The 19032-nt window shown below is 64.2% G+C and carries 19 protein-coding genes; 17 read left to right on the top strand and 2 right to left on the bottom strand.

The features are described 5' to 3' along the window. The first annotated feature begins 204 nt into the window (after positions 1-204). The 3 genes from LZC94_19150 to LZC94_19140 all read left to right on the top strand — a co-directional run bounded on the left by LZC94_19150 (position 205) and on the right by LZC94_19140 (position 3922). On the top strand, positions 205-1764 hold the full coding sequence (locus LZC94_19150) for an aromatic amino acid ammonia-lyase (protein WXB19334.1): 1560 nt from the start codon (positions 205-207) through the stop codon (positions 1762-1764). Between the two features lie 13 nt (positions 1765-1777). Then, a complete protein-coding gene (locus LZC94_19145; GenBank protein ID WXB19333.1) occupies positions 1778-3352 on the top strand; it encodes an AMP-binding protein in 1575 nt (524 codons plus the stop codon). A 282-nt stretch (positions 3353-3634) separates the two neighbouring features. Further along, positions 3635-3922, top strand: coding sequence for a fatty acid desaturase (locus LZC94_19140; GenBank protein ID WXB19332.1), 288 nt, complete (start codon positions 3635-3637; stop codon positions 3920-3922). Positions 3923-4401: 479 nt separating this feature from the next. On the opposite strand, the gene LZC94_19135 is transcribed toward LZC94_19140, so the two are convergent. Then, positions 4402-4575: a CsbD family protein gene (locus LZC94_19135; GenBank protein WXB19331.1), complete on the bottom strand. Its 174-nt coding sequence runs from the start codon at positions 4573-4575 to the stop codon at positions 4402-4404. 168 nt (positions 4576-4743) lie between these two features. On the opposite strand from LZC94_19135, the gene LZC94_19130 reads away from it, so the two are divergent. The 12 genes from LZC94_19130 to LZC94_19075 all read left to right on the top strand — a co-directional run bounded on the left by LZC94_19130 (position 4744) and on the right by LZC94_19075 (position 14899). After that, complete coding sequence (locus LZC94_19130) at positions 4744-5013, top strand: hypothetical protein (protein ID WXB19330.1); 270 nt, start codon at positions 4744-4746, stop codon at positions 5011-5013. Positions 5014-5193: 180 nt separating this feature from the next. Beyond that, a complete protein-coding gene (locus LZC94_19125; protein ID WXB19329.1) occupies positions 5194-5829 on the top strand; it encodes a hypothetical protein in 636 nt (211 codons plus the stop codon). Positions 5830-5925: 96 nt separating this feature from the next. Further along, positions 5926-6333 (top strand): BON domain-containing protein, encoded by a 408-nt coding sequence (locus LZC94_19120; protein ID WXB19328.1) that lies wholly within the window; start codon positions 5926-5928, stop codon positions 6331-6333. A 20-nt stretch (positions 6334-6353) separates the two neighbouring features. Next, positions 6354-6911, top strand: coding sequence for a DUF3341 domain-containing protein (locus tag LZC94_19115; GenBank protein WXB19327.1), 558 nt, complete (start codon positions 6354-6356; stop codon positions 6909-6911). A gap of 321 nt (positions 6912-7232) precedes the next feature. Further along, positions 7233-8513 carry a restriction endonuclease gene (locus LZC94_19110; protein ID WXB20214.1) on the top strand — a complete coding sequence of 427 codons (1281 nt, stop codon included), beginning with the start codon at positions 7233-7235 and terminating at the stop codon, positions 8511-8513. A gap of 518 nt (positions 8514-9031) precedes the next feature. Beyond that, on the top strand, positions 9032-9568 hold the full coding sequence (locus LZC94_19105) for an erythromycin esterase family protein (GenBank protein WXB19326.1): 537 nt from the start codon (positions 9032-9034) through the stop codon (positions 9566-9568). Positions 9569-10072: 504 nt separating this feature from the next. Further along, the gene (locus tag LZC94_19100) at positions 10073-10447 is read left to right on the top strand and encodes a hypothetical protein (GenBank protein WXB19325.1); all 375 of its coding nucleotides are present in this window, start codon (positions 10073-10075) and stop codon (positions 10445-10447) included. Then, entirely contained in the window at positions 10444-11949 is a 1506-nt protein-coding gene (istA, locus tag LZC94_19095; protein WXB19324.1) for an IS21 family transposase, read from the top strand. Before LZC94_19100 ends, istA begins: the two co-directional genes overlap by 4 nt. Beyond that, positions 11946-12731, top strand: a complete 786-nt coding sequence (istB, locus tag LZC94_19090) for an IS21-like element helper ATPase IstB (GenBank protein WXB19323.1) — start codon at positions 11946-11948, stop codon at positions 12729-12731. The genes istA and istB overlap by 4 nt, the downstream gene beginning before the upstream one ends. Positions 12732-13028: 297 nt before the next feature. Further along, a complete protein-coding gene (locus LZC94_19085; GenBank protein WXB19322.1) occupies positions 13029-13469 on the top strand; it encodes an erythromycin esterase family protein in 441 nt (146 codons plus the stop codon). Positions 13470-13566: 97 nt separating this feature from the next. Further along, positions 13567-14343 (top strand): M48 family metalloprotease, encoded by a 777-nt coding sequence (locus LZC94_19080; protein WXB19321.1) that lies wholly within the window; start codon positions 13567-13569, stop codon positions 14341-14343. A 247-nt stretch (positions 14344-14590) separates the two neighbouring features. Beyond that, a complete protein-coding gene (locus LZC94_19075) occupies positions 14591-14899 on the top strand; it encodes a hypothetical protein (GenBank protein WXB19320.1) in 309 nt (102 codons plus the stop codon). A 257-nt stretch (positions 14900-15156) separates the two neighbouring features. On the opposite strand, the gene LZC94_19070 is transcribed toward LZC94_19075, so the two are convergent. Then, the gene (locus LZC94_19070; protein WXB19319.1) at positions 15157-16119 is read right to left on the bottom strand and encodes an NAD-dependent epimerase/dehydratase family protein; all 963 of its coding nucleotides are present in this window, start codon (positions 16117-16119) and stop codon (positions 15157-15159) included. 343 nt (positions 16120-16462) lie between these two features. Here LZC94_19070 and LZC94_19065 point away from each other — a divergent pair, with 343 nt between their 5' ends. Continuing rightward, entirely contained in the window at positions 16463-16969 is a 507-nt protein-coding gene (locus LZC94_19065) for an XRE family transcriptional regulator (protein ID WXB19318.1), read from the top strand. A 303-nt stretch (positions 16970-17272) separates the two neighbouring features. Beyond that, positions 17273-18550, top strand: a complete 1278-nt coding sequence (locus LZC94_19060) for a hypothetical protein (GenBank protein ID WXB19317.1) — start codon at positions 17273-17275, stop codon at positions 18548-18550. Positions 18551-19032 lie beyond the last annotated feature (482 nt).

The following is a 19032-nucleotide window of genomic DNA, read 5'->3' as shown; positions in this document are numbered from 1 at the left end:
CCGCGTAGCGCACGATGTCGCACGCTTCGGCGTGTCGCGCCCCGATCCCAATGGCCTCGTCCCGGCCGAAGCCGTTTGTTCCATGGACGAGGTGCAGTACAAGGTCGGGGACGCCGAATGAGCCAAGCTCCGACTGCAGAAACGACGCGTAAACGGGATGGTGGTGCGGCCGGGGGTCGAACGGTGGTGGTGGATGGCCACCAGTTGTCGACGGAAGATGTCGTGTCGGTGGCCGCGGGCAGGAACCTGGATATCCAGCTGTCGCCCCAGGCCCGTCACGAGATGGAGCGTTCCCGGGAGCTGAAGTGGCGGCTCATCAACGAAGGCCAGCCCATCTATGGGGTCACAACGGGCGTCGGTGATAGCGCGGACCGGCAGATCGGGCTTCGCAAAGCCGCCGCGCTGCAACAGACCATCATCCGCAAGAACCTCTGCGGGCGCGGACCGGAGGCGAGCCCCCACGTGGTGCGGGCCATGCTGCTTATCCGCGCGAACTGCCTTTCGCGGGGCAGCTCCGCGGTCAATCCCGACGTGGTCGATCGTCTGCTCGCGCTCATCCGGCATGACGTATTGCCCGTGGTGCCGGAGCGAGGATCGGTCGGCGCCAGCGGCGACCTGATCCCGCTCGCATACGTGGCCGCCGTCGTCATGGGCGAAGGCGAGGTTCGATACCAAGGCACGGTCCGACCGACCGCCGACGTCTACCGCGAGCTGTCTTGGGAGCCCGTGATCTTGGAGCCCAAAGATGGTCTCGCCCTGCTCAATGGGACCTCGTTCTCGGCGGCGTTCGCGACCCTTGCGCTGCACGCCGCCGCCCGATTGGCCGCCGCCGCCGAAGTGTGCACGGCCATGGCCAGCGAGGCGCTGCTCGGGAACCGAGGACACTTTCTCCCCTTTATCCACGAGCAACGGCCGCACCCTGGTCAGGTGACGAGCGCCCGGCATATCGCCGACCTCTTGCGCGATTCGGCGCTGGCGCTCGATCACAATCAGGTCATAGGCCTCAGCGAAAAGCTCGCAGACGGGGAATTCCAGCGCCTGCGACGCAGCATCCAAGACCGCTACTCGATCCGCTGCGCACCGCAGGTCATCGGCGTCCTGCGCGACACCGTGGCGTGGGCGGGTCGGTGGGTGGAGACCGAAATCAACTCCTCCAACGACAACCCGCTGTTCGAGGCGTCGAGCGGCATGGTTTACAGCGGTGGCAACTTCTACGGCGGCCACCTGGCACAAGCCATGGACGCGCTGAAGCTCGCGGTTGCCAACATCGCCGATCTGCTCGACCGGCAGCTCGAGCTCCTGGTCGATGAAAAGTTCAACAACGGACTCCCCGCGAACCTCATCGTCCCGCGCGCCGCCGACGAATGGGATGCCGGCTTGCATCATGGCTTCAAAGGGATGCAGCTCATTTGCTCGGCGCTCACCGCGGAGGCCTTGAAGACCAGCGGCCCGGCGAGCGTGTTCTCCCGTTCCACCGAGGCGCACAATCAGGACAAGGTCAGCATGTCGGCGCTGGCCGGGCGGGAGGCATTGGCCACGGTGGACCTCGTGGAGGAGGTGGCGGCGATCCATTTGCTCGCGGCGTGCCAAGCCTCGGAGCTGCGCGGCACGGAGCATATGAGCCCGCGGACCCGGGCCATCCACCGACGCGTGCGAGAGCTTTGCTCGTTCGTCGAGCGCGATCGTCGCATGGATCGGGACATCGCGGCGGTGGTCGAGCTGCTGCGCGAGGGCACCACCTTGGATGGCACGATCCCCACCTGAACGGAGGCACGCGATGCACGCACCCACCACGCCCATCCATCCGCAGCCGCTGCTCGATGCGCTCGCTCGTTCGCCCGATGTGCCCGCGTTCGAACGGGGATCGCGCATCGTGACCCGCGGTGAGCTGTTGGAGACGGCCTCGCGGATCGCGGTGGGCATGCGCGCCGCATCGCTCGGCCCTGGCAGCGGCATCGGTATCGCCACGGCGGTCTCGCCGGAGGGGGTTGCCGTCTACCTGGCGGCGTACGCGCTCGGCTGCCGCGTGGTGGGCCTGCGCACGAGCGGCGGCTCGCGACAGCTCGCGCAGATGCTCGGGACCGGGCTCGATGCCATCGTGGTCGATCCATCCGCGCAGGTGCTCCCCGAGATCGCGCGGGCCATTCCCATGCTCACGATTGGCGGGGGGCAAGGCGGGACCGATTTGCTCGCCTCCCCGGCTCGGGATGAACCGCTGATCGCGCAAGCCCGCGCGGATGACGTTGCGAGGTTGGTCTACACCAGCGGCAGCACGGGCGCGCCCAAGGCGTGCGCGCAAACGTATCGCGCGCTCTCGACCCATTATCTATGGCAGCCGGATCATTGGACCAACGTGATCGCGGAGCTCGCGTCCCGCTTCGGGCGTTACCTCTTGTTCGGCGATCTCGCCAGCCCCGTGGTCTTCGACTATTTGGGTTTGTGCCTGCTCGGCGGGGGCACGGCGGTCATCCCCGATCCGGGCCAAGGCGCCTTATTTCCGTACGCGATCGAGCGCCACCGCATCACGGCCAGCATCATGAACGTGCCACGCCTGTATCAGATGCTCGATGTTCTTCGGGACAAGCCCGTCGATGTGGGAAGTCTGCGGGCCATCATGGTGTCCGGTTCGCCGCTCGCCCCGCACCGGCTCGAGGCCGCGCTCCACCGACTGGGGCCGGTCGTTTACCAAGGCTACGGGCAGAACGAACACGGTATGATCTCCTTGCTCACGCCCGAGGACATCGGCCAGGGCCATCCGTCGGTGCTCGCATCGGTGGGCCGGCCGCACCCCTTCGTGGAGCTGCGCGTGTGCGCCAAAGACGGCGAGCCGGTACCCGCCGGCACCACCGGCGAAATCTGCGTGCGCAGTCCGTACATGATGATGGGCTATTGGGCCGATCCAGAGGAGAGCGCCGCCGTGCTGCGCGACGGTTGGCTCCATACCCGCGACCTCGGTTACCTCGATCCGCAGGGCTTCGTGCACCTGGTCGGCAGGGCCCGCGACATCATCCTCGTCAACGCGGAGATCTGCCACGCCGGGGCCATCGAACGCCTGCTCGCCGCACATCCCGACGTGGACCAGGCCTACGTCGTCGGCACCCCCGACGACAAAACCGGCGAAGCGATCCACGCCTTCATCGTCCCCGCCGCCGGCACCGTGCCGAACGCCAGCGTCCTTTCGGCCATCGTGCGGGCCGAGCTCGGCGAGGCGAGCGTGCCCAAGTCCATCCGCATCGTAGACGGTGTGCCGATCGCGCCCAGCGGCAAGCCCGATAAGCGGGCGCTTCTACCCTCTCTATCGTCGGAATCCTCGGATCCATCTTCGGACAAACGGAGCTCCGGAGAACGATGATGGGGAATAGCTTTTAAGCTACTTCATGGAATATGCAGCATCGAGAGCTACGCGTGATGGGGGACCCTTGCCCATTTTTTCATGACGACGCAGGAGCTGGCTGCGCAGGCGCATCGATCGCGCGGAAAAGTGCGCTTCGTGAGCGGACGATCGCCCGCCTCGGCGACGACGATATCGCGTACATCACGCGGCTCGACCGGTTCTCGCGGGCTCTCGAAATCCTGGGCCGTGGGCTCATGGCCGCCCGGCACACGGACGCGCGGGCGTGGCGAATGGTATGCCATGCAAATCGAAGCGTCGAACGACTTCGAAGTGAGCGTGCCGCTATCCATCCTTTGCGGTGGCCTCGACAAGCAAATCGAACATCACCTCTTCCCCACGTTGCCACCGCCGCGGCTGCGCGAAATCGCGCCCGAGGTTCGCGCGATCTGCGAGCGCCACGGCGTGCGTTATAAAACGGACACTTGGGGGAATACCCTCCGCGGCGCGTTCGCGCACATTGGGCGACTGTCGCGCTTGGGCGGCGGGCCGCGCCATCTCGCGCAAGACATCACGAGCGCGGCCGCTTGACGTTCCAGTACCTGCGGGGCCAGGGGATTGGGATTCATTCAGCGCCAAATCGCCACAGGGGCTAATTATCACGAGCCGGAGCCACGATTCGTCGCCGCGGGCCCCACGTTCTTCAAGCTCCGTCAAAACACGGCTCTTCACGCGAGTACTGGACACTGGCATGCCCCTCGCTCTCGAGCGCGCGGCATCACACGGATGGCTCACCCCCCCGGGCCGCGTGGTGCTTTTTCGTTTGTGGTTCGAGCCATTCGCTCTCGGGGCTGCGCGCCCTGGGGGCAACGCGCGACATCGCTCCGTCGCCGGTCAAATGGTGGGAGGCGATCCCGCCGGCAATAAGCCCTACTCCACGCGGGCGCGCTCTCGTTCTTCGCGTTTCCTTCTTCGAATGCCTCCCGCTCCATCGGGCTCGCCGCGCTCGAACCCGGTCCCGGCAATGCGCGCTCGCCGCCGCGTGGCGAGCGCATCCACCGACCATGGGGCTAAGACTCCTTGCTTACGGCCTGTTTGACTGTGTGCTTGACGTCCTCCACAGCGCCCTTCGCTTTGCCTTTCACCTCGTCCACTTTTCCCTCGCGTTCGAGCTTCGGCTCGCCCATCAGAGCGCCTGCTGCCTTCTTGATCCTGCCTTTGACCTTATCGATGATTTCGCCCATGTTTTTCTCGCTTTGTAGCTGGATGTGTTTTCGAGGAGGTTCCACCGCCGGAGCGATGGCGTGCGCGCGCAGACCGTGCAACTTCGGAACCGTGAGTGGCCGGCGCCCTTTCTTGATCGTGCGCTATGACCACCATGGCGCGCTCACGAGGCGCGAGTGGGGAGCGCGATGAGCACCGCCGATACGGCCGTCGTCGAGGCCGCGCGCTCCGCGACCGGTGCTGGGCGGAGCTGTTGTCGCCGTGGTTACGGGGGTCGCGGTGGGGTGCTCGCTGCCGCGCACGCCGCGGAGGATCATCGGATGGGCGAGGTCGGCGATTGCATGCTGGGCGGTGCGACGCACATGGCGCATGACTCCGCGCAGGCGCTCCACCACGCCGCGGACGATGTTCGCGACACGGCAAAAGAAGCACTGGACGCCGGTCATCACAGGGGGTAATCGCGGGCGGAGACGGTGGAGCGCGTTGAGGTACTTTCTGCCTCGAGGGTGCACTCGGCTACAGGCAAGTAGCACCTCGCTCAGCGTGGCGTGCCGCCAAACCTGCGGGTCCGGATGTTGCCTATGCGCTGCCATGCGTCGCCCCAGTCGGGGCGGCGCGCACTCCATCGAGAGGTCCTCATGTCTGCAACGAAAACAAAGAGTGAAACCATTGCCATTTACGCCGGCGATGTTCATGCCTTGGTGACACATGGCCTGAAACACATCGAGCGCCAGCTCGAAAATTTGAAAAGCGTGAGCCACGAGGAGGCGAAGCCCGCGCTCGCCGAGAGCAAGCGCGTCCTCGAGGGCCACAAGTCCGCGCTCGAAGCACGAATCGAGTCCCTCGGCGGCAGCGCCACCACCCCCATCAAAGACGCCGTCTCGGTCATAACGGGCGTCGCCGAGGGCCTGCTCGACGCGATGCGGTCTTCGGAGACGGTCAAATCCCTGCGGGATGACGCGACGTTTTTCGGCGGCCTGGGCGTCGCGTATCTCCTCCTTTACACGACCGCGAGCGGTCTCGGAGATCCAGAGACCGCGAACGTCGCCCAGCACGGATACGAGGACGCCGCGCGGTTGACCATGCACCTCGATCATATTCTCCCCAAGATTGCGCTCGAGGAGCTGCGCGAAGAGAAATTCGACGTCGCAGACGTCAGCGAAAAGGTCAAGACGATGGTGACCCATGCCTGGAATCGCGGAGCGCAGGCGGCGTCCGACGATGACGGTGGGCGGAGGGTAAAAGGCGCAGGCGCGAACCACGTTCAGAGATGATGATGCGCGAGCGCATCGTGGGAGCTCGGCGCGGTATGTCGAGCAGCGTAGCTGCGGGCCGTCAACCTCGCAGGATTGGAAAGGAGTCGTTGAAAAATGAAATATAAAATTACAGTTCTTGCCATACTCGCCGCCGCGGGTTGCGAGCGGGCCGATGGCAAAGGATCGGAGCCCCACAAGTCCGACAACGCCATTACCACCCCCGCTCCCGCGGACAACACCAAGAACAACGAGCGCGATCGCAACACCGCGACGCTCACCCCGGGAGACCAGGGGGAAAACGATTCGGATAGGACCATCACCCAGCGTATTCGACAGAGCGTCGTGAAGGACGACGCGATCTCTTTCTCCGGGAAGAACGTAAAGATCATCACGATCAACGGAGTGGTGACGCTGCGCGGCCCGGTCGACACAGCCAAGGAGAAGGAAGAGATCGCGACCATCGCGCAGCGGGTGGACGGAGTGAAGCGAATCGACAACCAAATCGAAATTGCAGCCAAATAATCAAACAAGAACGGAATACCATGGCAACTACAAAATCAGTCATCGGCCTCGTGTCGTCGCAGACCCAAGCCGAGAGCATCGTGAGCGAGCTTCAACGCGCGGGTTTTCCCAACGACGTCATTTCGGCTTTATTTCCCGATAAGCAGGGGACGCGCGACTTCGCCCACGAGAAGAACACCAAAGCCCCGGAGGGCGCCGTGACGGGCGCGAGCGCCGGGGGCGCCATCGGCGGCGCCATGGGGCTCTTGGCCGGCATCGGCGCCCTCGCAATTCCGGGCTTGAGCCCCTTCATTGCAGCAGGCCCGATCATGGCTGCGCTCAGCGGAGCAGCCGCAGGAGCAGCCGTCGGTGGAGTCGCCGGAGCCTTGGTGGGAATGGGGATTCCCGAGGTCGAAGCCAAGCAGTACGAGGGCAAGATCAAGAGCGGCAACATTCTTCTATCCGTGCACGTCGATGACGCCGACGAGCGCGCCCGCGCGAAGAGGATTCTAGAAAGCGGCGGCGCCGTCGATGTCGTAACCATAGGCGAACAGAGCATTCCGTCGAAGCAGCAGCAAACCTTTCCGCCGAACCGCTGACGCGCGCTCTACGCGGGCGAAGCACCACTCCCAGATAGAACCGATCTGCCGCGCGGCTTCGTCGGGGAGATGCGGGCCAGGGTGACGGCTCATACGGTCTACACCGCGGAGCACACCAGCCCGCGCGCGAAGTTGTTCCTCGAACACGACGGAGCGCGCTCGGCGGCGCAGGTCAAGGCGTTCAAGGACACGTGGGAGTGGGACGAATCCGCCGTGCGCGCCTACCACGAGCTCGTCGAAGCCGGCGGCAAAATCTCGGAGGCGATGCAGGCGTTCCGGCTGGTTGTCGGCGAGAGCGACATGCTCGCCTACCTCTCGATGATGGCGCCCAGGCTCGTTGAGCTGCATCGGGTGATGAAACCGACGGCGAGCATCTACCTGCACTGCGATCCGGTCGCGAGCCATTACCTCAAAATCCTGATGGACGCGGTGTTTCGTCCCGTCAACTTTCGCAACGAGGTGATCTGGCGGTATCGGCGATGGCCCACCACGGCGCGGCAATTCCAGAAGATGCACGACGTGCTCCTCTTCTACGGGAAAAGCCACACGGCCACGCGCACGTTCAACGTGCTGTACGGCTACGAGCAGCTGGCGGAATCCACCCTTCGAACGTACGGGACGAAGAAGCAAAAGGCCGACTTTTCGTCGGGCCATCGAAAACCGAGCGTCGAGGAGGAAGAGTCGAAAGGACCGCCGCTGTCGGACGTCTGGGAGGTGAGCATCATTCCTCCGAGCGGAAAGGAGCGCCTCGGGTACCCCACGCAAAAGCCGGAGAAGCTCCTCGAACGCGTCATCTTGGCGAGCAGCCATCCTGGCGAGGTCGTGCTCGATCCATTCTGCGGCTGCGGAACGGCGGTGGCGGTCGCCCATCGCTTGGAGCGAAACTGGATTGGAATCGACATTACGCACCTCGCGATCAACTTGATCAAGCGTCGCATGAAGGACTCCTTCGAGGTCGACGTCGGAGATGCCGTCGGAGAGCCCGTGTCGTTCCCCGACGCCGCGGCGCTGGCCGACTTGAACCCTTACCAATTCCAGTGGTGGGCCCTTGGGCTCGTCGGCGCCCGCCCGGTCGTCGAGAAGAAGGGACCGGACCAAGGGATCGATGGCCGGTTGTATTTCCACGACGAGCCAGGGCCATCGTCGAGGACGAAGCAGGTCGTGCTCTCGGTGAAGAGCGGCAGTACCGGCGTGAAGGACGTGCGAGACCTGCGCGGCGTTCTCGAACGTGAGAAGGCGGCCATCGGGGTGCTCATCACGCTGCAACGTCCAACGCAACCCATGCGTGCAGAGGCAGCAGCCGCCGGATTTTACCGATCGCCGGGGTGGAAGAAAGAATACCCGCGGCTGCAAGTGGTCACCATCGAAAGCCTGCTCGAGGGCCGCGGCATTGACTACCCGCCGACGGACCAGGTCAATGTCACCTACAAGAGAGCCCCACTGGCAAAGGCCAAGCGAGGCGAGCAGATGTCGCTCTTTCATCCCAAGCCAACGGTGGCCAAAACGGAATCGAAGGAACAGGCCGAAGCGGGGAAGAAGCACGGCGCACGACGAGCGTCCTCGGGCCGTCGAGCTCGATCCCTTCCTAACCGCGGCATGTAAACCGCAACGAATGGGCAATTACGACCCGCGCCGGTCCACGGAACGTATCGAACGACATCGCGTTCAAATAGCCTCGAGCTTCAACCTCGATACAAAGTAAGGATGCGCACCGACCGCCCAGGTTACATGGTGTCCAGTCGAAAGAGGCGCCCGGTTGCAATCGGGCTACGACCTCGACGTGCGAGGAGCGTCTCCACGTAAGAAGGATGGGGCGAAGGCGCCCGTTGCCATGATCGTACCGTATCCGTGAGATTGAGCCGTTCGAGCGACTTGCGCGGTACAACGCGCCTTCTTATGGATAACTCTCTTGGAGGTGTTCCATGTCCTATCGCCTCGTGGCGCCTTTGATCCTTGGTCTCGGCTTCGTGGGATGCGTGGATGACGGCGATGTCGCCGCATCATCTTTGGAAGGGCCCGTCCCGCAGGTGCAAACGCTCGAGGAAGACGTCGGTGTTTCGGGCATTCGAGGGGTCCATCGGCTCGACGGCGTGGATCCTTCGCTGCCGTCGACGAGGGATTTGCAGGCGCTTCGCGGCATCGTCGGGGGCGCGCGCATGGTGGGCCTCGGAGAGAGCGTGCATACCTCGGGCGGGTTTCACCAAGCGCACGAACGCATGGTGAAGTTCATGGTGAAAGAGATGGGCTTCCGCGTACTCGCATTGGAAACCCCGCGCGTGCGCGCGCTACCCGTCACCAACTACGTCGCCACCTGCCAAGGCGATCCGACCGAAGCTTTGCGCAGCATCTACGGGGTATTCGCCAGCACGAACATGCGCAATCTGGTCACATGGATGTGCCAGTGGAACACGGAGCACCCGAAAGATCCGGTACGGTTCGTCGGGTTCGATATGAAGGAACCGTGGTTCGACCATCTGGCGCTGGAAGCGTTCCTTCGCGAGGCCTCCCCCGCCGACGCCGAAGCCTTGATCGAGGGCCTATCGACCTGCGATGCCATCAAGGCCATCTCGCAGGCAGACTATAACGAAAACTATGCCCACCTTGTTGGCGGGCGCCTCGAAGCGGGGAATTTCGGGCAGGCCGGTCTCGTGACGTAGTTGGCCACCGCGCGCCGGTTCTGGGACGATTTGGGATGACCGCCTGAAAAAAGAGAAGGGCCCGAAGTCTGACCACTTCGAGCCCAGGTCGCCCGCGGTGTGCACGCGTTCGACGATGACGTTGTCGCACGAGTGCCCAGCGCCGGCCCAATTCCTGGCGGCGCCGTGTGCACGACGCTCTCGATCTTCGACAAATTCAGTGCATTCGCGACACCTGTCGTCGGCTCATCCTGCTTTGCTCGTCTTGCGATCGGGGTCATCTCTATTGCAGTGAGACCTGTCGCGATTTGCAACGCGCCGAGGCTCGAGCCTTATCGAAGCGAAGGCATTGGCAGAGCTTCGAAGGTCGGTGGGCCACCGCCCGTCGGGTCGCTCGCCTCCGCGATCGCGGGCGAAATGTAACGGACACCGGTCGCCCAGAAGTTGGCCCTCCAGCAACCCTCGTTTCGCCCGAGCCGCCCGCCGTCACGGAGATGGCGCAGCCCTCGGCGATGGAGACGCTCGATGACCGACATTTGGATGGGGATCTCCCCCGGACCGCTCACCACCCGCGTACTCGCGATGGCCGGCGCCCGCGAGACGATCGTAAAGGCCAATCTGCGCGCGGACCCTGCGCACCCGCGCGCCCTCGCGACGCTGCTCGAGGCCGTGGCCCTCTGGCAGGGGCAGAAGGTCCGCGCTGCACTTTGTGCCAAAGACCGGGATGGGGCATCCGACTCCACCCTCTATCGCGCGGCATTCGGGGACGAGGGCGGATTGCTCTATTCGCTCGATTGGTTGCCCGCGCTCCCCCCGAGACGACGGCGCCATCGTGATCTCGCGGGCGTTGGCGATTTCAACGACTTGCGACAGTTGCTCCTCTTCGAGGTGGCTCGATGATCGCGCCCGAGCTTCGCTCGCGCATTCGCCGCCTCTTCTTCGCCGAGCACTGGAAGATCGGCACCATCGCGGCCGAGCTCCGGCTCCACCGCGACACCGTCGAGCACGCGATCGAGCCACAGCGATTCGCCAATGTCGCCTATCGCGCGAGCGCTTCGATGCTCGATCCGTACAAAGCCTTCATCCGCGCGACCCTCGAGACCCACCCGCGACTGCGCGCCACCCGCGTGCTGGAAATGATCGCGCAGCGTGGTTACGAAGGCTCCGTGTGGCCGCTTCGGCGATATGTTCGGCGCGTCCGGCCCATCTCTCGGCACGAAGCCTTTTTCCGTCTCACGACGCTCCCAGGGGAGCAGGCTCAAGTCGATTGGGGCTCGTTCGGTTCCATCACCATCGGCGAGACACGGAGACCGCTCTCGTGCTTCGTGATGGTGCTCTCGTATTCGCGGGCCATCTTCGCCCGTTTCGTTCTCGATCAAACGCTCGAGAGCTTTCTGCGCTGCCACGTGGCGGCTTTCCATACGTATGGCGGTGTCCCGCGTGCCCTCCTTTACGATAATCTCAAGACGGCGGTGCTCGAGCGCGTGGGCGATGTCATCCGATTCCACCCTCGATTGCTCGATCTCGCCGGGCACTACCACTTCTCCCCCCAGCCCGTCGCGCCGGCGCGCGGCAATCAAAAGGGTCGTGTGGAGCGCGCCATTCGGTACCTACGCGAATCGTTCTTCGCCGCCCGCGCGTTTCGCTCCGTCGAAGAGCTCAATCGCAAACTGGACGACTGGATTGGCAGCGTCGCACATGCGCGCATCGTCCCTGGCGATCTGCACAAGCGCACCATCCATGACGCCCTCGAGCAGGAGCGCGGACGTCTGCTCGCTTTGCCCGAGCACCCTTTTCTCTGCGACTACGTTCGAGCTACCGCCTCCGGCAAATCACCCTACATCCGTTTCGACGGCAACGATTATTCGATTCCTCATACCCTCGTGCGCAAGCCACTGACACTCGTCGCATCCGACGCCCTGCTTCGCATCCTGGATGGCGACACCGAGGTCGCGCGCTACCCGAGGTCATGGGAGAAAGGACGGCAGATCGAGACGCCGCAGCACCTCACGGCGCTCGCCGACGAAAAACGACGTGCGCGCGAGCATCGCGGTCGGAATCGACTCTTTGCCGTGTGCACGAGCGCCGAGCCCTTCCTCCACGAGGTCGCGCGCCACGGCGGACACCTCGGAGGGACCACGACCCGATTGTTGCACCTGCTCGAGGAGCACGGCGAAAGCGAGCTCCAAGCCGCCCTTTCCGACGCCCATCGGCGTGGCGCGTTCACCGCGCAATCGGTTGCTCACATCCTCGACCAGCGCCGACGCGCCCGCGGCGCTCCGCTGCAAGTGCCCCCCGTACTGCCCAACGATCCGCGCGTGCGCGACATCGTCGTCGCACCGCGCTCACTCGCCGTCTACGACAAACTCGCCAAGAGCCACGACGGGGAGGACGAGCCATGACCGAGCTTCGCGAGCGCCTTCGCGCCCTCGGACTGCTCTCCACCGCGAGCGCCTTCGACGATCTGGTCGCGCTCGCGACGAAAAAGCGTTGGGGATTGACCGAGATCCTCGAGTACATCGCCGACCTGGAAGAGAAGGACCGGGCTAGGCGCGGTCTCGAGCGGCGGATGTCGCGCAGCCGGCTGGAGAAATTCAAGCCGATGAGCGACTTCGAATGGGACTGGCCGACCAAGATCGACCGACCTCTGGTCGAATCCGTCCTCTCTGTCGACTTCGTCGCGGCGCATCGCAACGTCGTGCTCGTGTCGCCGAGCGGGCTTGGAAAAACGATGATCGCGCAAAACATCGTACATCGCGCGGTGCTCGCCGGGCATTCCGTGCTCTTTCTTTCGGCCGCAAAGCTCTTGCTCGATCTCGGAGCTCAAGAGTCGGCGCGGGCGCTCGAGCGCCGGCTGCACTACTTCTCCAAGATCGGCCTTCTCGTGATCGACGAGGTGGGGTTTCTCGCCTTCGACAATCGCAATGCCGATCTCCTCTTTCAAGTCGTCAGTCGAAGGTACGAAAAGAAGAGCCTCGTGCTCACCACGAACCTCGCTTTCAAGGACTGGCACACGATCTTCCCATCGGCCACCTGCGCAACGGCCCTCGTCGAGCGAGTGATTCATCACGCCGACGTGGTCACCATCGAAGGAGAGAGCTACCGAATGCGCGAATCCGAAGCCACCGCGAAGGACAGGCGGGCAGCCCGCAAGGCGAAGAAGGACCCGCCGGCCGACTCGTGACGGAATGGGCAGCCCGGATCATCCGCGTTCACGCGGCGACCGGGCTGCACCGAATTCTGCGCATCGACACGCTCGGCAACACACCTTCCCTTCCCGCCGTCATCATGGGACGCGTGCCATGGCGGCCTCGATGCGATCGAGACGTACTGGAAGGACCATGAACGGGAGATCGTGCGCAAAACGTCGCGCCGCGCATTGGGATGGGGACGCGTGGCCCTGGTCGGCTTTCGCTGCTGGCAAAGCCGGAAATTCTACCCACCAAGCAGCCTCCCATCGTACCAGGCGCGCGACAGCGCCATGGCCTACATTCTCGAGAAGCAGCGCGAGCTCGACTTTCCTCACGTGAAGACGGTGGTCTGGGCTCACAACGGGCATCTCGTCTACACCCCCTATGGTTCCGGGGGGTTCGAGCCGGAAGGCACCATCCCCATGGGCGCGCAGATCCGAGAGCGTTTGGGCCGCGAGTACGAGGCCATCGCGTTCACCGCATACGATACCAAGATCAACTGGCCCGGGATCGAAGAACCGATGCCTACGCCTTCCGCGGGCTCGATCGAGGACAAGCTGCACCAGCTGGGCGAGAACCACCTCCTCGTCGACTTGAAGCACATTTCCAGGAGATTCATCGAACCCGGAAAGGAGTACGAAATCAGCTGGGTGAACGATGTGCCGACCAAGGCCTACGGCGCAATTCTCTACCTCGGGTACTCACCACCGATGGACGCGTTGTTCTGGTAGACACGGGGCTGGCGGGGACCACCCGCCGCCCTGCGGTGCGGAGGGCATGGCTGGCCCGGCGGATAGCTCGGGTGCTCGGCATCTGCTAGAAAGATGTATGCAAGACGTCAAACTCGACTTCCAAGCATGGCTCACCGCGCGCCGCGACGCCGAGCTATCGGCCGAGAGCGATGCGCTCGGCGAGGAGCTCTTGACCTGGATGGACGAGCAGGTCGTCCTCGAAAAGAGCGGCTGGGCACCCGAGCTTTGCGAACGGGTGGCCACACGCCTGCAGGGTGCCGATCCGACGAGCCTTCGCAAGCGCCCCGTCGTGTTCTGGTCCGAGCAGCGCACGGCCTTCGCCGTTCCCGGACGCTACATTTACGTGGGCCGGCGCCTCCTCGAAGAGGCCATGCCCGAGGACGCGGTGGCCCTGCTCTTCGCGCACGAGCTGGCGCACCATCGGCTCGGGCACGTGAAACAGATGTTGCCGGCCTTGCGCTGGGCGCGGCAACTTCCCATCGCCCGCGTCGCCTCCTTTCTTGCCGTGACCGCGGTGCGTCTCGTGACATCGCGCGAACAAGAAGCGAAGGCCGACGCGTGGGCGCTCGATCGTTGCCTCGACGTCGGATACGACGGCCGCGCCTGTTTGCAATTGTTCGACGTGCTACGCACCGTCGCCGAAAACTACGGTGATCTGGACATGGCCTTCGGCCCCGACGACGTGGAGTCCGCCGCGCAACGAGAGCTCGATAAAGATGGTCGGCCGGAGTGGCGGAATGCCCTCTCCGCACTGCGCGAGCGAGCCACGCGCGCCCGCTGGGAACTGATGCGCGGTTATCCCTCCATCCGCGATCGCCGCGCCCGGCTCGAGGCGCGGCTCGGCGGGCGGTGAGCGAACGACATTTGCGGTTCGTACGCGGATGCACCTATCGACTTGGCGCATGTTGCATGGCTGCTACCGAGCGTGGCTCGCAGTTGGCCTGCTCCTCTTCGTCGCCACGACGTCGTGTTCACGCTCGACGAGCGGTGGGGGCGATGCATCTCCGGCGCCCGCCGTCCGAAATGACATGGCGGGACTTGGAAAGGTAATCCATCTGCCATCCACCGGTGTCCGTTCTGCCCGATGGGTGATTGTTCCCATGGGGAGCGACTCGTTCGTCGGCCCCACCGACTATGTACTCTATGCTTACCTGGAGCTCGATCCGGCAACCTGGGCGACGTTGCGCCCGTCGAGCATGCGGGACGGTGGCACCACGACGGTTCGCATTCGGAGCGACATCGCGCCCCTGCTTCTCGGCCCGCCGGCGGCCGCGCTCCCCGGAGATCTTCGCGACAAGCTCGTCACGGGCACCGCCTACGACACCCGCAGCGTCGAGCGGTCGCCGTACCGCGGCACGGAGGGCGTCCGGGTTGATGACGGGTTGTTGCTGGTGCTCGGCACCATGTAGGAGTGACCAGGAAGGCTCCGCTCCTCAACCGAGTCAAGCAGTGGGCAGACACGAAGCCATCGTGTGCGAGGGGTGGGCTGCGCCATCGCGGAGAGGCGGCGCGCGGATGGCGTACGGCGCCGCGCCAGCTCTGTGCCCTCCCGTTGCCGAGAAGGCCCAGCGGATGCCGTCAGGCTGGCCGCGCGGCGGAGTCGGTGGGATTTGGTCGCCATCCTCGCACCGTTCGATGCCGCGGCGTGTCTTCTATCGGATAAGGGTCAACCGACTTTGGCGAGCTTCAAGCGCTGAGCCAAATTGGTGAGCATATCGTCGGTCACGCGCGACAGGTCGTATTCCGGCAGCCAGTTCCAGTCCGATCGCGCGACGGAATCGTCAATCGAATTGGGCCAACTCGCGGCAATCTTCTGACGAAAATCCGGGTCGTAGGCGATCTGAAAGCCTGGAATCCGCTTGGCAATCTCGCTCGCGATCTGCTCGGGCGTAAACGAGAGGCCGGCGATATTGTAGCTACCGCGCTCCCGGATCCGTGCGGCCGGCGCTTCCATCAGATCGAGAGTGGCTCGCACCGCGTCGGGCATGTACATCATCGGCAACGCTTCATCCGGCTTCAGGAAGCAGACGTAGGGCCGCCCCTGCACAGCGTGGTGGAAGATGTCGATGGCGTAGTCCGTGGTCCCACCGCCCGGTGGCGTCTTGTGCGAAATCAGTCCCGGATAGCGCAGGCTGCGGACATCCACGCCTTTGTTCGCGAAATACCAGCGACACCACCCCTCTCCGGCGAGCTTGGAGATCCCATAGACGGTCTGCGGCTCCATGACCGTGCGCTGCGGGGTCTCGTCGGCCGGCGTCGTCGGGCCGAACGCGGCAATGGAACTGGGCCAGAACACCTTCTCGATCTTCAAGGCGGCGGCGGCCTCCAGCACATTCAACAGGCCGGTCATATTGAGCTGCCACGCCCATTTCGGCTTCCGCTCACCGGCCGCCGAAAGCGTCGCCGCCAGTTGATAAATCTGAGTGATGCCATGCTTCCGAACGAGCGCCTCGATCTGGTCCGCGTCGGTGACGTCGAGAACCTCATGGACGAGGTGTTCGTGCCGTCCTTCGGGGCTGATGTCGCTGGTGATGACATTGCGCTCGCCGTAGCGTTCGGCCAAGGCGGCGGAGAGCTCGGTGCCCAGCTGGCCGTTCGCACCGGTGAGTAAAATCTTTGGCGTGCTCATCCGATGCTCCCCCCTCGACGGGCGACATCGAGGCGTGCGCTGGCGCCATCCACCGAGAATACGCGCTTGAATCGGCTAACTTGCTCGCTCGCACGCGGTTCCGAGCACATGAACGAAGCACAGTCGAATGATGTTGACATAGGCAAGCCTCACTCAAAAATTCCGTCCAGAACGGCAGGTCCGCTATATTGAACGAAGGGGATGGTTTCCGTCATACCGGACACGGTTGTCCCGTATGGTGTATGTCAGGGGTCGTACGATGCAAGAATTTAGTGAGGGCCATCGTGACAACGGACCCCCTGCGGTCGGCGAGCGCCTCCACGCCCTCCGCAAGGCGAGGCGGTTGACGCTCGACGCGCTCGCCAAAGCGTCGGGGGTGTCCAAGTCGATGCTCTCCCAGATCGAGCGAAATGAGGCCAACCCCACGGTCGCCGTCCTGTGGAGGTTGACATCGGCGCTGGGCGTAGCGCTGGCCGATTTCCTGACCGTGGAGAGGGCGGAGCTGTCGCAGCCCGTCGTAGCTCTCCTGCCGTCTTACTCGACCCCCGAAATAAGGAGCCCCGACGGCAAGTGCATCCTACGCATTCTCGGTCCGACCGAAATGGTGGGTAAGATTGAATGGTACGAGCTTCGCGTGGATCCGGGCGGCGTCCTGGCGTCCGAGCCCCATTCCGTCAACACGAAGGAGCACCTGTCGCTGTTGTCTGGACAGTTGACCCTGAACGTCGCGGGAACCCAAAAGCTGATACAGGAAGGCGAGACCGCGCGCTATCCGGCAGACGTCCGTCATGTGATCGTCAACGAACAGGAAAAATCGGCGTGCGCTCTCTTGGTCGTCGAGTGTGCTTGAGAGAGCGTGACGGCGATGCATCGTAGAAGCGCCCCGTGGGCGCACCACGTGCTGGGAATTCCTGCGCCGATAGATGTGCCAAAGCGGCAAATGCGCGCACCTGTTGCATCGCCGGGGGCTGCATCCGCGTCACTCACTTGACCCACGGAAAAATCGCGGAGGAGCGCCCCACACGCGGCAGGCGCCATCGTCGGCGCATAAAGCAACCTGGACGCGCCGCGCAATCATCGAGGCGCCGCTCTACGCAAGACCGTGCGCGGATTCCATTCCGCCGTGCCGATTCGAGCTAGCATGTTCTGCCGCGTGCGAGGCCCTCTCCTTCTCTTTCTATTTGCATCGGTGGGCGGCTGTGTCGCCTCCCGCGCGGTCCCCGTACGCACGCCGTACACGACGTTACCCGAGGACGCGCCGTGCGGGGAGCCCGCCGCGCAATCGGAGGTTCGTAACCTGCGAGCGTTCCGCCGCTACGTCGAGATCCGATCCATCACGCCCCTCGAGCACCACTTCAGCGCGGCGTGGGGGACCACCTTCACGAACGGGAGCACCTCGTTCGCGACTCGGCGCAATCCGACAACAGGCGAGATCGACGTGCGGCGGGAAGGCCAATTCGCGATCGAGGGACAGGTCGCGCGCCCGTCGTTCAAGCCAGTCCCTCGTGAGCTCGCCCCCTTCGTCGACGAAATCCGGCGCAGAGCCACTCGCGAGGACATTCCGACACACCCCAAGTGGCTCGAGTTCGCGTACGCCGGCGAGTATCGCGTTCTCGACGTGGCGGAGACGATGCCACTTTACCCTCCGAGCCGCGAGCCCCGCGTCGCAGTCTTCGATTCCGCCGTATTCAAGGCCGACGCAAGTTTGACACGTTTCGAACGGGACGGCGCGGGCGTTCGCCTCGGTAAAGGTGTCCACGCACTTTGCTTTGGTAGCGTTTGCGCATGCGATCGCGGCCGGTGGATCGACGGCCTTGCGTCGAGCACGCCTCGAGGAACGACGCTCCTTTCTGAGCTCGATGCCGAATCGCGAGACCGGATCTTCGAAGCCGCGCGCGATTTCGCCGCAGGACGAAAGAGTGTCTTTCTCTCGCAATTGCTGACCAAGGACAAAGACGTCTCGCTGCTTCCGGCGAACCTGGAGCAGCAGCTCGCCCTGGACATCACGGTGGCGGGGAGAGCGGCGCAAAGTAACGGCCAGGAGCCATCAACGCAACACCTCGAGCTTCACCTCGACGCACGGAGCACGGCCACGAGCATATCACGCGACGCGAAGAGCGCCTTGCTCGACGGCGTCGAGGTCAAGGTCTCGGCTTCGCTCGCGGCCGAAGGAGCATCGCCCAACGGACGCACGCAGCGGAGGCTTCTGCTCACCGTGCGCATCGACGATGGCCGTGGCCGAGTGAACGAGCAGACCTATCACGCGCGAGGCAACGCCATCGTCGACGGAAGCAATGTCGCCTTCATCGAATTCGAGATACCATTCGACGAACGAGAGAAGGACGAAAACCGCATGCGCCACGTCATGCCCGGCGGACCGAACACCTCGAGCATCGAGGTGTTCGTCGGATATCTCCGTCCGATCTGGTAGCTCGTTCCGCCTTACGTGCACGACCGCCGCGCTCACGCAACGTTTGCCGTCACGGTTCGCGAAGAGCTCTCCGAGGACCTGCCGCGCGCGCACCTCGCATCGGGACCCACCAGGAGCCTCGCATCGCGGTGTTCCGCGCGCTGACGGAAGCGGCGCAGAGCCGCGTCGTCGACATCCAATATCTCGTCGGTCGCGAAGCGTCTCGGGTCGCGTAAGCGAAGTCACGATCTCGCTTCCTCTCGACGACCTCCTCCAGCGGATCGACGCCGTCGGCTGCGATTTCGACGCACGCGCCGCGACGACGCCGACGTTCCGCGTGGAGCGAATGACCGTTGCCGGCTCGGGCGCGGCGCGGGTCAGCCTTCCGTGACCATACCGAAAGCCGAAAACCCGCGCGACGTGAGCTCCGCGACACGAGATGATCAACCTCGTTGACGCAAGACCACCACCCGCCGAAACGGCGCGGAGGGCTCGCATCCTCG

The sequence above is a fragment of the Sorangiineae bacterium MSr11954 genome (assembly GCA_037157815.1).
Classification (GTDB): domain Bacteria; phylum Myxococcota_A; class Polyangia; order Polyangiales; family Polyangiaceae; genus Pendulispora; species Pendulispora albinea.
This window is presented reverse-complemented; position numbering and strand designations above follow the sequence as displayed.

Excerpts from the sequence above, each read along its gene's own strand:
- LZC94_19120 (WXB19328.1), top strand. The coding sequence starts at position 5,926 with ATGAAATATAAAATTACAGTTCTTGCCATACTCGCCGCCGCGGGTTGC.
- LZC94_19085 (WXB19322.1), top strand. The coding sequence starts at position 13,029 with ATGGCCTACATTCTCGAGAAGCAGCGCGAGCTCGACTTTCCTCACGTG.
- LZC94_19110 (WXB20214.1), top strand. The coding sequence starts at position 7,233 with ATGGCGCCCAGGCTCGTTGAGCTGCATCGGGTGATGAAACCGACGGCG.
- LZC94_19145 (WXB19333.1), top strand. The coding sequence starts at position 1,778 with ATGCACGCACCCACCACGCCCATCCATCCGCAGCCGCTGCTCGATGCG.
- LZC94_19100 (WXB19325.1), top strand. The coding sequence starts at position 10,073 with ATGACCGACATTTGGATGGGGATCTCCCCCGGACCGCTCACCACCCGC.
- istB (WXB19323.1), top strand. The coding sequence starts at position 11,946 with ATGACCGAGCTTCGCGAGCGCCTTCGCGCCCTCGGACTGCTCTCCACC.
- LZC94_19070 (WXB19319.1), bottom strand. The coding sequence starts at position 16,119 with ATGAGCACGCCAAAGATTTTACTCACCGGTGCGAACGGCCAGCTGGGC.
- LZC94_19140 (WXB19332.1), top strand. The coding sequence starts at position 3,635 with ATGCAAATCGAAGCGTCGAACGACTTCGAAGTGAGCGTGCCGCTATCC.
- LZC94_19125 (WXB19329.1), top strand. The coding sequence starts at position 5,194 with ATGTCTGCAACGAAAACAAAGAGTGAAACCATTGCCATTTACGCCGGC.
- istA (WXB19324.1), top strand. The coding sequence starts at position 10,444 with ATGATCGCGCCCGAGCTTCGCTCGCGCATTCGCCGCCTCTTCTTCGCC.
- LZC94_19115 (WXB19327.1), top strand. The coding sequence starts at position 6,354 with ATGGCAACTACAAAATCAGTCATCGGCCTCGTGTCGTCGCAGACCCAA.
- LZC94_19135 (WXB19331.1), bottom strand. The coding sequence starts at position 4,575 with ATGGGCGAAATCATCGATAAGGTCAAAGGCAGGATCAAGAAGGCAGCA.
- LZC94_19080 (WXB19321.1), top strand. The coding sequence starts at position 13,567 with ATGCAAGACGTCAAACTCGACTTCCAAGCATGGCTCACCGCGCGCCGC.
- LZC94_19130 (WXB19330.1), top strand. The coding sequence starts at position 4,744 with ATGAGCACCGCCGATACGGCCGTCGTCGAGGCCGCGCGCTCCGCGACC.
- LZC94_19075 (WXB19320.1), top strand. The coding sequence starts at position 14,591 with ATGGGGAGCGACTCGTTCGTCGGCCCCACCGACTATGTACTCTATGCT.